The organism is Sphingobacterium sp. UBA5789 (assembly GCF_002418355.1).
Taxonomy (GTDB): Bacteria; Bacteroidota; Bacteroidia; order Sphingobacteriales; family Sphingobacteriaceae; genus Sphingobacterium.
On the sequence record NZ_DIDX01000004.1, the window covers coordinates 320280 to 334730 of the forward strand.

The 14451-nt window shown below is 40.0% G+C and carries 9 protein-coding genes; all 9 read left to right on the forward strand.

The annotated features are described in order from the left end of the window. The first annotated feature begins 355 nt into the window (after positions 1-355). A complete protein-coding gene (locus B4B65_RS10600; RefSeq protein ID WP_293915615.1) occupies positions 356-3634 on the forward strand; it encodes a SusC/RagA family TonB-linked outer membrane protein in 3279 nt (1092 codons plus the stop codon). A 33-nt stretch (positions 3635-3667) separates the two neighbouring features. Beyond that, positions 3668-5371, forward strand: coding sequence for a RagB/SusD family nutrient uptake outer membrane protein (locus B4B65_RS10605; protein ID WP_201679017.1), 1704 nt, complete (start codon positions 3668-3670; stop codon positions 5369-5371). Positions 5372-5531: 160 nt separating this feature from the next. Then, entirely contained in the window at positions 5532-6845 is a 1314-nt protein-coding gene (locus B4B65_RS10610) for a D-alanyl-D-alanine carboxypeptidase/D-alanyl-D-alanine-endopeptidase (protein ID WP_293915616.1), read from the forward strand. Positions 6846-6904: 59 nt separating this feature from the next. Further along, positions 6905-8203 (forward strand): MFS transporter, encoded by a 1299-nt coding sequence (locus B4B65_RS10615; RefSeq protein ID WP_293915617.1) that lies wholly within the window; start codon positions 6905-6907, stop codon positions 8201-8203. Between the two features lie 25 nt (positions 8204-8228). Further along, a complete protein-coding gene (locus B4B65_RS10620; protein WP_201679020.1) occupies positions 8229-8957 on the forward strand; it encodes a (Fe-S)-binding protein in 729 nt (242 codons plus the stop codon). A 28-nt stretch (positions 8958-8985) separates the two neighbouring features. Further along, a complete protein-coding gene (locus B4B65_RS10625; RefSeq protein WP_201679021.1) occupies positions 8986-9864 on the forward strand; it encodes a TIM barrel protein in 879 nt (292 codons plus the stop codon). 31 nt (positions 9865-9895) lie between these two features. After that, positions 9896-10792: a hypothetical protein gene (locus tag B4B65_RS10630; protein WP_293915618.1), complete on the forward strand. Its 897-nt coding sequence runs from the start codon at positions 9896-9898 to the stop codon at positions 10790-10792. 133 nt (positions 10793-10925) lie between these two features. After that, entirely contained in the window at positions 10926-12515 is a 1590-nt protein-coding gene (locus B4B65_RS10635; RefSeq protein WP_201679023.1) for a peptide MFS transporter, read from the forward strand. A 113-nt stretch (positions 12516-12628) separates the two neighbouring features. Beyond that, positions 12629-14413, forward strand: coding sequence for a peptide MFS transporter (locus B4B65_RS10640; protein ID WP_201679024.1), 1785 nt, complete (start codon positions 12629-12631; stop codon positions 14411-14413). The last annotated feature ends 38 nt before the right edge of the window (positions 14414-14451 follow it).

A 14451-nucleotide genomic window follows, 5' to 3' on the forward strand; every position in this document is an offset into this window, starting at 1 on the left:
TTTCTTATTCTCGGGGTATTTGTGTTTTTTTTATTTTAGTTTAATAAAGCATTAATTTTAGAATTATATATTGTCGTTACAATTTATGTATTTTTAACTCATTGATTGTCAGTGTTTTGTTACAAAGACTAGTTGTACTTTGTACACTTTGCTTGGATATGTCAAATCACTTTTTGTAAATTAGACTTAACCAAAATATAAACCTGTTATCCCTTTTTTATTTCGTAACAGGCCAATTGTAAATTTAGTAAACTAAAATCTACTGCCTATGATTAGATAAAGTATAACCTATTGTACTCTAATTGAGTATGTCGCCTAACATAAACAATCAATATAAACAATCTTATCACTTATTATGAAACAACTTAAACAGTTTGATGGAAGAATTAAGCCGTCCTTCCATTTTTCACTCAAGAAATCCTTCTGGATGGCTAGTGCCACAGTATTGCTTGTCAATACGGCATTTGCCCGAATTTCTAATACTGAAAACACAAATTATGAGAAAATTTTACTGAGCGAAAATCCTCAACAGGAATTCCTGATTAAAGGAAAGGTACAGGATGCTGCTACAAAATCAGCACTATCTGGTGTTACCCTGAAAATACTGGGAAAAGCTACAGCTACTTCAACTGATGAAAATGGTTCATTTGAACTGAAAGTAAGTGCCAACGACATTATCGAATTCTCTTATATAGGATATAAGAAGACCGAATATAAAGTCTCCGGGCCGGCCAGCAATCTGCTTATTGACCTGACTGATGAGACCGGATCACTGGAAGAAGTCGTTGTTACAGGTTATTCTACACAGCGTAAGAAGGATCTGACGGGTTCTGTTGCTGTCGTGGATGTCAATCAATTAAAGACACAACCCGTAGCAAGTGCCGTTGAAGCACTTCAGGGACGGGCAACAGGGGTACAGATCGTAACAGACGGTGCTCCGGGATCTACTCCACAAATCAAGATCCGTGGATTCAGTACGATTAATAACAACGAACCTCTCTATGTTATTGACGGTGTGCCTTTTGAAGGAAAATTGAGCTGGTTAAATCAAAATGATATCGAATCGATGCAGGTCTTGAAAGATGCTTCCGCTGCTTCTATATACGGTGCCCGTGCAAATAACGGGGTTATCATTATCACAACAAAAAGTGGGAAATCCGGAAAAGCGCAAATCAATCTCGATGCTTATTATGGTGTACAGGTGCCAAACAGCTCAAGATTTCCAAAAATGATTACTCCTCAGCAGGAACTGGATATTGAAAATCGCCTGACCGGAAATAGTAATACTTTGCCTGATTATTTAGTCGCCGGCTCTAAAACCGGACATGATATTACACAGGCGGATATTGATATGGCCAAATACAATTATCGCGCTAAATCCAGAGCAGACTTTTACCAGATTACCAAAGCCAACAAAGAAGGTACAAACTGGTTTAAAGAGCTTTCTCAAAATGCGCCTACCCAATCGTATCAGTTGAGTGCGGCAGGAGGTACAGATGATGCTAAATATGCAATGTCTGCCGGCTATCTGGGACAAAAAGGTACCATTATACATACCGGATTTGATAAGTTTAATGTTCGTGCGAATACCAGTTTCTCTGCGTTGAACAAAAAGCTTCGTTTCGGAGAGAATTTACAATACAGTTTTACAGAAGGATATGGAATCGGGGTTAATACCAATACGGCCGGTGATTATATCGGTGAGGGGAGTGCGTTAGGATTTGCATACCGTATACATAATATTATTCCTGTCTATGATGAAGGCGGTAATTTTGCCGGATCACTGGGTGGAAAATATGGTAACGGTGAAAATCCTGTGGCTATAGCTTACCGAGCAAAGGATAACAAAAATAAGAATAACTTCTTCTTTGGAAATGCCTTTACGGAATATGACATTATTGATGGCCTTACTTTACGTACAAACTTTGGTTTGAAATATGAAAATTATAATGGCGTATCTTACAGATATCCTAATCCGGAATTTACAGAAGGTAATTTCAGTAATTCTATAAGTGAGTATTTTGGATTTACAACAGAATGGACCTGGACCAATACCTTAAACTACAGAAAAACCTTCGGCGATCACAATCTGAATATTCTTGCCGGTACGGAAGCTATTCAAAACAGATATAGACAGCTGGATGGAAGTGGTCGTGATCTGTTTACCATGAGCAGTCTGGATTATCTGTACTTAGGTGCTGCTTCCGGACAATCCAGTACAAGTGAAGGAACCGTAGGATCTATGTTCTCCCTTTTTGGTAAAGTAGATTACTCTTTCAAGGATCGTTATATCCTGAGTGCGACTATCCGTCGTGACGGATCATCCAACTTTGGTTCGGCCAATAAGTATGGGGTATTTCCGGGAGTAAGTGGTGCATGGCGTGTATCTGAAGAAGAATTTTTGAAAGGTACTAGCTGGTTGTCTGATCTGAAATTAAGAGCAGGGTATGGTGTAACCGGTAATCAGCGTATCCCGTCTGATCAGTATTTCAGAAGATTTGAATCCGCAGTCAATTCGTCTTCATATCCTATCAACGGAACCGTACTTACAGGTATGTGGTTAAGTGACTACGATAATCCAAATGTAAAATGGGAGCAGGTTTCTGCATTAAACCTTGGGATTGACTTCTCTATTCTCAATGGAGATTTAGATGGTTCATTTGACTGGTACAATAAGAAAACAACAGATATGCTTTATCGTTTGCCGTTGCCTGCAATTGCAGTAGGCCGCGCTAATTCTCCGTATGTCAATGTGGGTGAAATGCAGAATAAAGGTATAGAGTTCTCCTTAAATTATCATTATGGTAAACGTCAGCAGAGACCATTTACATTAGATCTGTCCGCAAATATTTCCCGTAATATTAATAAAGTCGTCTCATTGGCACCGTCTATTTCGCAGGATATTTACGGAAGTTTCAGAAGTATGGAAACTTCTCTCCTGAAAGCCGGAGAGCCATTGGGTTCATTCTTTGGTTATAAAGTGATCGGTATCTATCAAAGCGCCAGCGATGTGGCAAGTTCACCATCATACGAACTGGCCAGAGCCGGTGGTCTGAAATATGAGGATATTAACGGAGATGGCAAGATCGATGCCAACGACCGTACGGTTATCGGTAGTCCGCATCCGGATTTTGTATATTCCTTTAACATCAGTGGGGCATACAAGAATTTTGATTTCATGATGTACTTCTATGGTTCACAGGGAAATCAAAACTATGAAGCAACGCGTTACTTTACTGATTTTGGTGTATTCAAAGGACAGAAAAGTGTTCGTGTACTGGATGAGTGGAGCCCTACAAATACATCAAGCATGATTCCTTCCCAAGGAGGAAGTGACGTTTCCTCACTGGAGTATGCATCATCGAGCTATTATATTCAGGATGCGAGTTTCTTAAAATTGAAGAATCTGCAAATCGGATATAGTCTTCCAACAGAAAAAATATTTAAATCAACTAGTGGGGTGCGCAAACTGAGAGTCTATTTCGGTGTGACCAATCTGTTTACTATTACCAAATATGAAGGATTGGATCCGGAAGTTTCAGCCACACCTTCAGATTATCCTGCATTTGGGGTGGACTTTGGAGTTTATCCGCAATCCCGTCAGTATATGTTAGGACTGAGTTTAGGTTTTTAAGATGGAATAGTTGAATAATTAAAAATGAAGAAGATGAAAAAGAGAAATATAATAACTACAATATTGGGCGCATCTATTCTGATGATGTCGTCTTGCGGTAAGGATTTTTTAGAAAAAGCACCACAGGGTAAGTTGACAGATGAAGAAGTCGCCAATAAAGATGGGGTAGAGCAGGTGTTGCTTGGAACCTATGGTATTCTGAATGGTAATGTGAGTGGCACCTGGGGGAATTACTCTTCTGCGCCAAGTCAATGGCTGTTTGGGGAAGTCGCCTCAGATAATGCGCATAAAGGATCTACATCTACAGATCAGCCTAATATGAATCTGATCGAATCTTATATCTCCAACAGTGCCAATGATAATCTCAGTCAGATGTGGCAGGTGTATTACGAGGGTGTTCTTCGCGCAAATAATACCCTTAAATTACTGAGACTGGATCAGGAGGGAGCAAAAACAATCGGTGCAGACCGTGCCAAGACCATTGAAGGCGAGGCTCGTATGTTACGTGCGCACTATTACTTTTTTCTGTGGAGAGTATTTAAGAATATTCCTTATGTAAGTGAAGCAACGACTACAGACGAAGCAAAGACCGTCCCGAATAATACAGATGTGCTTCCTATGATTATTGATGATCTTAAATTTGCTGTAGATAATCTGCCGCTGACCAAGATCAATGGAGAGACAGGACGGATGGATCAGAATATTGCTAAAGCCTACTTGGGCAAAGTATACCTGTATCAGAAAAAGTATGGAGAAGCTTTAGTTTTGTTTAAAGATGTGATCGGAAGCAAAGACATCACCGTCATGCCATTTCAAAATAACTTTGATGTAACTACAGAAGATGGTCCGGAAACCTTGTTGGTATCCAAACATGCCATTAATCCGGACGGCAGTGGCGATAATGCGAATGTCGGAGATATGCTTAGCGGTCTGAACGGAAATAATCCGGTAGGATGCTGTGGATTTTATCAACCTACGATTGACCTGGTAAATGCTTATAAAGTCGATACAGATGGATTACCGTTGCTGGATAATTCTTATCGTACTATTCCTTATGTCTCTGATCTTAATAACGAAGCAGGCTATACGCTGAATGTAGCCTTGAGATTCGATCCGCGACTGGACTATACCGTAGGACGCCGGGGTGTTCAATATCTGGATTATGGTGTTATGCCGGGTGCTGCCTGGGTACGCGATCAGCCCTATGCCGGACCTTTTGTAGGAATTAAAACAATGATTCCGCAAAGTCAGTTTGGAAAATTTGCTGCTGCAGATCGCTATCTGACCGCATTGGATGTCAATATTATTCGTCTGGCAGATGTTATTCTGATGGCTGCCGAATGTCAGGTGGAATTGAATGATCTGGATGCTGCAGTGAAACTCGTGAATTCCATCCGTATAAGAGCCTCCAAATTGCCTCCGAAATTGACCGCAGACGGTGTGCCGGCAGCAGTATATGAAGTAAAACCTTATCCATCTTTTCCAGACCAGGAATATGCACGTAAAGCTGTCCGTTTCGAAAGACGTCTGGAGCTTGCAATGGAAGGGCATCGGTTTTATGATCTGGTCAGATGGGGACAGGCTAAACAGGTTATAGAAAGTTACTCTGCATTTGAAGGTGGATTCCTGTCTGCATTTAAAGGTTTGATTTTCAATAGCAGAAATGAGTACTTCCCGATTCCTCAGGATGAAATCGATAAGAGTAACGGTACATTGAAGCAAAATGAAGGATATTAATCTGTAACGAAATCGGTTGAAAGATGGGCTGCTCAAACAGCAGCCCGTTTTTCTTAAATTGTTCCTTCTATCAGCAATCAGATGGATTGTAAGCGCTTCTTTACAGTTGGTGTACTCTGTACATGAAGGTTTTTATGATCTTTTTTGTATGTTTATCGCAATGAAATTATATCTCTTTAGCTTCTTTGTTTCAGTACTGGTCTATATAATGCCTGCTAAAGGGCAGATATCCAGTAATCTTCAACGGAAGTTTAATCAGGCAGAAGGGCTTAAAAAACACTTTTACGGTTTTTCACTTTATGATGCAGACAGTTCAAGATTTTTATTCGGAATTAATGAGGAAAAACATTTTATGCCTGCTTCCAATACGAAGATCTTTACGCTTTTGGCAGCAATCCATACATTACCGGATTCCATTCCGGGGCTTCAATATATAGAGAAAGGGGATTCACTGATCTTTTGGGGTACGGGCGATCCTACTTTTTTGCATAACAGATTGGATAGTCACAAGGTGTATAATTTTTTAAAAAACAGTGGTAAACATCTTTATTATGTGCCCACAGCATCTAAAGAACCTTTTTACAGAAACGGCTGGTCAGTAGAAGACTATGATGAATATTATCAGCCAGAGATCAGTACATTTCCTGTTTACGGCAATGTAGTCACATTCAGGGCCAGAGAAAGAGGATCGTTGAGAGCTACACCGGATTATTTTCAGAAAGATGTGCAGGTAAAAGATGATGAACGGAGCAGAGGTAAATTTAAACTAACCCGTGCCTTTGATAAAAATATCTTTTATATGTCCGATATCGACGTGAAAAGAGGGTATGTTAATGAAAAGCCTTTTAAATATTCGGATAGTCTGTTTTTGAAATTGCTGGTGGACACCCTAAAGAAGGAAGTAAAAATGATTGCTTATGAAAAGCCCTCAGACGTGAAGACAGTATATTCCAACAGTAGAAATAAGATGTTGCGTGAAATGATGTTGCCTAGTGATAATTTCATGGCAGAACAGTTTCAGATGATGAGCTCGCTTGTCAGATACGGCGAATTTGATACTAACAGATTGCGGGAGTGGATGCAGCAGGAATACTATAAATACTTTACGGATAAGGTAGATCTGAAGGATGGAAGTGGTCTCTCTGTGTATAATCTGGTCACTCCGAGAAGTATAGCGGAGTTACTGGTTGTATTGCAAAAAGATATTCCGGATCCAGCGGTATTGCACAAACTCTTTCCGACAGGTGGGGTAGATGGTACCATCCGCTCAGCTTATAAACTGGATAGAGGAGAACCTTTTGTGTGGGCAAAGACAGGCACGCTTAATTCGGTGCATTGTCAGAGTGGATATCTGATCACACGGTCAGGACGTAAACTTATATTTTCATTCCTGAATAATAATTTTGTGACTTCTGCGAGTACAGTACGTAGAGAGATGGTCAATATTGTGACGTATATACGTCAGAATTATTAACATGGAGACACTAATATTTTTTAAATAAACGTTGTATATTCGGAGTTTAAAGACCCTTTATGATAGCTGTTGAAAAGAACAACAAGAAAACAATACGTGCCTGGTCTATGTATGACTGGGCGAATTCAGCTTACAACCTGGTTATTACCTCTACAATATTCCCGGTCTATTACACCACGATCACCAATACAAAGGAACATGGAGATACAGTAACTTTCTTTGGAATCGAAGTGGTGAACACAGCATTGTCCAATTTTGCATTGGCCTTTGCCTATCTTTTCATGGCTGTATCCTTACCTTTTATTACTTCTTTTGCAGACGCTACAGGTCGCAAGAAGATGTTGATGAAGCTTTTCACGTACATAGGCGGAGCAGCTTGTATGGGACTTTATTTCTTTAAACTGGAAACGCTGGAAATGAGCATTATATTCTTTGCTCTGGCTGCAATGGGTTATATCGGTGGTGTCGCATTTAATAACTCCTATCTTCCGCTGATTGCGACTGTAGATCAGCAGGACAGAGTCAGTGCACAAGGATTTGCCTACGGCTATGTAGGTTGTGTATTGTTGCAGATTATCTGTTTTGTATTTGTCTTGAAGCCGGAATGGTTTGGGATTACGGATCTTTCATTTCCTGCGCGATTATCCTTTTTCCTTGTAGGTCTTTGGTGGGTAGGTTTTGCCCAAATCCCGTTCAGGGTATTACCTTCTAATTCGGCTATGTCAGGTACCAAAGGGCTTCCTTTGATACGGACAGTTAAAGAGGAATTTTTGAAAGTGTGGCATCGTATTTCACAGATAGAAGGTATCAAGCGGTTTTTGCCGGCTTACTTTTTTTATGCAATAGGCGTACAGACCATTATGATTGTGGCTGCAGCCTTTGGTGAAAAAGTACTTCATCTGGGGGCGCCTAAGTTGATTGGTACCATACTCTTAATTCAGTTAGTCGCCATTGCAGGAGCTTATCTGATGTCCGCATTGGCAAGCCGGATCGGCAATATATCAGTGCTTATTATGGTTGTCGTTATCTGGGTAGCTATTTGTATCGGAGCGTATTTTCTGACCAATGAGATCCAATTCTATATTATGGCGGTACTTGTCGGATTGGTGATGGGAGGTATACAATCGCTTTCCCGGTCTACTTATTCTAAATTACTGCCTCAAAACATTGAAGATACGACCGCTTTTTTCAGCTTTTATGATGTCACCGAAAAACTGGCTATTGTTGTCGGCTTATTCTCTTTTGGTCTTATAGAGCAATTGACACATAATATCAGATATTCGGCATTATTTTTATCTTTATTTTTTGTAATTGGATTGTTACTGCTCTTCCGGGTATTAAAATTCAATAAAGTCTAATTTTAAGTTTTTGAAAAATTCACATATGAGAGTAGAGCTGTTTGTGCCGTGTTTTGTAGATCAGATGTACCCTGAAACAGCTTTCAATACGATAAAATTATTAGAGCGGGTAGGATGTGAAGTCAGTTACAATCCCGAGCAGACCTGTTGCGGGCAACCAGCATACAATGCGGGTTTTTGGGATGAAGCTAAAGAAATCGGCCATAAATTTTTAAATGATTTTAGTGAGGAGCATTATATCGTTGCGCCTTCCGCCTCTTGTGTAGGTATGGTCAAAAACGGCTACGATGATTTATTTACAAATTCTGTAGAGCATAACCGTTGCAGGAATGTACAACGTAACGTATTTGAGATAAGCGAATTTCTGATTCACATTGCAAAGCGGGATTATTTTGGTGCCGAATTAGTTGGGACAGCAGTCTATCATGATTCCTGTGCGGCTTTACGGGAATGTAAAATTAAAGAAGAGCCCCGGCAGCTATTGTCCAAAGTTGGCGGACTCGAACTGATCCCGATGAAGGATCAGGAAACATGTTGCGGATTCGGAGGTACATTTGCGGTCAAATTTGAAGGAATTTCTTCCGCTATGGCAGAGCAGAAAGTACAGCATGCACTGGATGTAGAGGCAGACTATATTATTTCTACCGATGCCTCATGTCTGCTTCATCTGCAGGCATATATTGATAAACATCAACTTCCTGTACGAACAATTCACCTTGTGGATGTCCTGACATCCGGATGGGCAAATATTTAACTATCAATAATCAATAATAAAACTTACTATGAATTCTAGAAGAGATTTTCTGAAAAATTTAGGACTTGCTACTGCAGGTGTCGCTTTAGCACCAAACTTGGATTTGTTTGCTGCCAAAAAGCCTTGGTTTGAAATTTCCTTAGCGGAATGGTCGTTACATAAGACTCTTTTTAAAGGAGATCTTAAAAACATAGATTTCCCTGAATTTGCGGTTAAAAAATTTGGAATACATGCAGTAGAATATGTAAACCAGTTCTTTAAAGATAAAGCAAAAGATATGACATATCTGAAAGATCTGAATCAGCGTGCTAAAGATAATGGTGTACGCAACGTTCTGATCATGATCGATGGTGAAGGATATCTGGGAGATGAAGATACTGCAAAACGTAAAGAAGCTGTAGAAAATCACTACAAATGGGTGGATGCTGCTGCATTCCTGGGCTGTCATGCTATTCGTGTAAATGCTGCCGGTAAAGGTACTCCGGAGGAAGTCAAAGGAAGAGTCGTAGAGAGTCTGAGTACACTTGCTGATTATGGAAAAAAATCTAATATCAGTGTGATTGTAGAAAATCACGGTGGTATCTCTTCTCATGGAGACTGGTTGTCAGGAGTCCTGAAAGCAGTAGGGAAGAAAAATTGTGGAAGTCTCCCTGATCTGGGTAATTTTTATGAGTATGACCGTTACCAGGGAGTGACTGATCTGATGCCGTATGCACATGGTGTTAGTGCCAAATCTCATGATTTTGATGCCGACGGGAATGAAACACAGATTGACTACGCCCGCATGATGAAAATTGTGAAAGATGCAAAATTTAAAGGTTTCGTAGGTATCGAATACGAAGGAGATAAACACAGTGAGATTGACGGTGTATTGTTAACTAAAAAATTGTTGCAAAAATTCCAATAGTATCTGTTATATAGATGCTTAAATTTATTATATGAAGTATTGGTTTGTATCTGTCTGTTTGGGAATAGGGATATTGACTGTCCAGCATGCGCATGCTCAAAAGCCTTCCGCTAAAGCTATGCAGGTCTGGCAGGACTCTTTGCTGAGTATCGGGAACAGGGTGTTTCAAAATCCTTCAGAACCCGAACGGATAGATGCCAACTTCAAATTTGTGAAGACGCTGGTCTCCGCATTAAAGGAAAAGAATTCGTTTGATTTTGGATTTGATCAGCTTAAAATGATCGCTGTCCTGAATTCTCCTGATAATAAATTTCGTATATTCTCCTGGAATGTACCTCTCAATGATGGTTCTTATCTCTATTATGGGAGTATTCAACTCAAAACAGGAAATGGGGAATTATCTTTGATTCCGTTACTGGATAAAACATTTGAGATTCAGCAAGCAGATCAGGCAGTTGTATCTTCTGCCAACTGGTATGGAGCTCAATATTATGAGATCATCCAAAATGCTGATCACTACCTTTTATTAGGCTGGAAAGGCCATAACCGTCTGTTTACACAAAAAGTTATTGAGGTACTCAGCCTCAAAGGCAAAGAAGCTACATTCGGAAAGAAAATGTTTTCAGATCAGCCGCAGATTTCCAGAAAAATATTCAATTATACAAGACAGGCCAGTATGCTGCTTCGCTATGATGCCGCAAAAAAGAGAATTGTATTTGATCATTTAGTGCCTGCAGATAAAAGTCTGGAAGGAAAATATCAGTATTACGGGCCGGATCTGACGTATGATGCCTATGAGATTGTTCCTGCGAAGTTGTTTTTCAAATCAAATATTGAATTTATCAATCCTGTAAGGGGAGATGAAGATCAATATCTCAACCCTGCGCGGAAAAAAATTGAGAAGAAAAGTGGTTTCAATGCCAATTGAAACAAAAATATTTCTTTAATAAGCTGTATCAATTCAAAAAGTTTGTTTTCTTTGTAGCATTGTTTGTTAAAACAACGATTGATGATTTCCTTCAGCAGGCAATTATAACCATGTAAAATCTATAAAATATCATATGACAGAAGAAAGAGATGGAGTATTGGTCTCGCACCTGGCAAAACAGGGAGTTGATGACAAAATGGTAATGGGACACCCGGCAGGACTATTTGTCCTCTTCTTTACAGAAATGTGGGAACGTTTCAGTTATTACGGGATGCGGGCATTATTGACCGTGTTTTTAGTGAGTGAGATTGCCAAAGGTGGATGGGGCTGGAGCAATGAAGAAGCCATGAAGCTGTATGGTCTTTACACGGGACTGGTCTATCTGACACCTTTACTCGGAGGGATTATTGCTGATAAGCTGACAGGTTATAAAAAAGCAATTCTGATAGGTGCCCTGATCATGACACTGGGACATGCCTCTATGGCTCTCGAAGGATTTTCAGGTAATTTCTTCTATTTAGGGCTAATTCTGATGATTCTCGGTAATGGTATGTTTAAACCGAATATTTCTTCCATGGTGGGTAAGTTATACCCGGATTCCAGTTCTAAAAAAGATGCTGCATATACTATTTTTTATATGGGGATCAATGCAGGGGCGTTTTTAGGTATGTTGCTTTGTGGATATATTGGTGAGAAAGTGGGATGGCACTATGGCTTTGGATTAGCGGGTGTATTTATGTTTTTCGGTATGCTTCAGTTTTATTTCGGACAGCGAATCTTTGGTATTATCGGAGAGAGCCCGAAAGTATTAAAAGCTGACCATGATAAAAGAGTGGCTGCAAATGAAGAACAGGATGAAGTTATCCCTGCAAATGTAGTTCGTGACCGTCTGTTTGTGGTCGCTGCACTAATGATTGCCAGTATTGTATTCTTTTTTGCATTTGAGCAGGCTGGTGGTTCTATGACTATCTTTGCTAAAGACTATACACAGCGTGTACTGGATGGAGGTATGGCTTCTGCATTTAAATGGGTAGATGCGGCATTGACAATATTTCCAATGCTGATCGTTACGTTGGTATTAGGAAGCTTAGCAGCCAAAATCTATAAAAAATACCCGTTGACTATTATTTTTACAGCGGTCTCATTTGCTGTGATCTGGGTATTGGGTGTCTGGAAAGTACACCGTGAATTTACCTCTTTCGGTACTGAAGTTACGGTATCCTGGTTTCAGATTCTAAACTCTTTCTTTATCGTTACGTTAGCTTCTTCATTTAGTAAGCTGTGGGAAAAAGTGTGGAATCCTTCAGGACCTGTGAAATTTGCGCTGGGGCTGATTTTAGTAGGAATTGGCTTTGCGGCCTTGTCATACGGTAGTATGTCTATTCCTTCTGGAGCAAAGACAGCTTCTGTAAGTATGATCTGGCTGGTATTGGCTTATTTCTTCCATACAACAGGAGAGCTGTGTCTGTCGCCTGTGGGATTGTCGTATGTGAGTAAGCTTTCTCCTAAGAAATTTTTAGGTTTATTATTCGGATTCTGGTTTTGTGCTTCAGCTATTGCCAATTTTCTTGGCGGATTTATGGGAGCCTATATCGATAAGATCACAGAGACACATTCGATGTCTTATTTCTTTATGATTTTCACCCTTATTCCTTTTGCTACAGCCTTGATATTGATCCTGCTAAATCCGGTATTAAAGCGGATGATGCACGGAATTCATTAACAATAAGTTATTTACATAAAAAAGCATCCTTAGGGATGCTTTTTTTGTGTTAAGACCATTTGGCAATAAGATAAATTTATAACTTTGTAGCTATTGTTAAGTTAAAATTTTATATGAATGATCAGAATCGTGCCGTTTCAGGCACGCTTGAAAAAGACGGTATAGATGGATCAACAGTGTTGGGACATCCATCCGGATTATTAGTTCTTTTCTTTACAGAAATGTGGGAGAGATTCTCGTATTACGGGATGCGCGTATTGTTGATTCAGTTTCTAACTTCTGCGGTTATATTCGGAAGTCCTTTTTCCGGATGGGGCTGGACAGCTGAACAGGCAGGGGCCCTGTACGGAACTTACGCTATGCTGGTATATCTCACTCCTATTCTGGGAGGTATCATTGCGGATAAATACATTGGTTCACGTAAAGCAGTTATTATAGGTGCAGCTGTCATGACTCTGGGGCATGCAGCGATGGCATTTGATAATTCTTATATGTTTTTTGCCGGTTTGGCCTGTCTGATTATCGGTACAGGTTTTTTCAAACCGAATATGCCTTCTATTTTGGGAGAGATGTATAAGCATTTACCGGAGAAAAAAGATGGTGCATATACTATTTTCTACATGGGAGTAAATGCCGGAGCATTCTTTGGTATGATGCTATGTGGTTACTTAGCCGAAAAAGTAGGCTGGCACTGGGGATTTGGACTGGCAGGTATTTTTATGTTCCTCGGTACCATTCAGTTCTGGGCTGCAAAACCACTAATGGGTAACCTGGGGGTATTGGATAAGTCGGCTAAAGAAGATGCTGAAAAGAAAGCGAAGGAGAGCGAAGAAGAAAGTAAACGCAATCCGTACACTACCTTTGACATGGTGTTAATCGGCTTTATTACCGTTGTAGGTTTTATGTATGCATTCAACGATCCGCTTTCCAAAAACGGGGTTGTAGATATTTTTGAATTTATTGATACTTCTTATCTGAGAGGACAATACCTGATGATATTTATAGCACTTATTGCTTTTATTTATCTGATCGTATCCCGCATTCTGCGCTATGGCAAGATCGTGCGTGACAGAATGTTTGCCGTTATCTTGCTTGCTTTCTTCCTGATCTTCTTCTTTATGAGTTTCGAGCAGGGAGCTACATCTCTGGTACTGGTAGCGCGTGATCATATTGACAGACAGCTTTCAGGCAATAGTCTGTTAATCTTCAATATTGTAAATGCCTTATTTACAATTGTACCGTTGACCATTATCTCATGGGTGTTGATTCTGCTGGCAAAAGCAACCTGGAAAAAAATAGCTCCTTCCAATATTATTTTGTTGATTTGTTTTGTGTTGATCTGGGGCGCAGCTATCTGGATGCTGACCAATGAATTTACAGCCAAAACTTCGGAGATTACTGTTTCCTGGTTCTCTACACTTAACTCTTTCTTCATTATTGCATTAGCATCTTCTGTATCTAAAATCTGGGAATCCAAATTCAATCCCTCTGCTGCATTTAAATATGGCTTCGGATTGGTACTGGTAGCGATCGGATTTTTAATATTGGGATTAGGTTCATTGGGCATCAGCGAGCATGTGAAGATATCGATGATCTTTCTGGTATTGACCTATTTGTTCCATACATTAGGCGAGTTGTTTATTTCTCCGGTAGGTTTATCTTATGTTTCTAAGTTAGTTCCTGCGCGTATGCTGGCCTTTATGTTTGGGGTATGGTATCTGGCGATAGCGATTGCTCAGAAACTGGCTGCTATTCTGGGAGGTCAGGTGGAGATTATCAAAGAGAATTACTCATTGAGTCACTTTTTCTTCCTGTTCACTATTATTCCGGCTGCAGCAGGACTACTGGTGATGTTGCTTAATCCGCTGATTAAACGACTTATGCACGGCGTAAAATAAAAAATCTAAAGGCTTTCCTTATCCGGGAAAGCTTTTTT

Coding starts and splice junctions, on each gene's coding strand:
- B4B65_RS10635 (WP_201679023.1), top strand. CDS start 10,926: ATGACAGAAGAAAGAGATGGAGTATTGGTCTCGCACCTGGCAAAACAG.
- B4B65_RS10630 (WP_293915618.1), top strand. CDS start 9,896: ATGAAGTATTGGTTTGTATCTGTCTGTTTGGGAATAGGGATATTGACT.
- B4B65_RS10615 (WP_293915617.1), top strand. CDS start 6,905: ATGATAGCTGTTGAAAAGAACAACAAGAAAACAATACGTGCCTGGTCT.
- B4B65_RS10625 (WP_201679021.1), top strand. CDS start 8,986: ATGAATTCTAGAAGAGATTTTCTGAAAAATTTAGGACTTGCTACTGCA.
- B4B65_RS10600 (WP_293915615.1), top strand. CDS start 356: ATGAAACAACTTAAACAGTTTGATGGAAGAATTAAGCCGTCCTTCCAT.
- B4B65_RS10640 (WP_201679024.1), top strand. CDS start 12,629: ATGAATGATCAGAATCGTGCCGTTTCAGGCACGCTTGAAAAAGACGGT.
- B4B65_RS10620 (WP_201679020.1), top strand. CDS start 8,229: ATGAGAGTAGAGCTGTTTGTGCCGTGTTTTGTAGATCAGATGTACCCT.
- B4B65_RS10605 (WP_201679017.1), top strand. CDS start 3,668: ATGAAAAAGAGAAATATAATAACTACAATATTGGGCGCATCTATTCTG.
- B4B65_RS10610 (WP_293915616.1), top strand. CDS start 5,532: ATGAAATTATATCTCTTTAGCTTCTTTGTTTCAGTACTGGTCTATATA.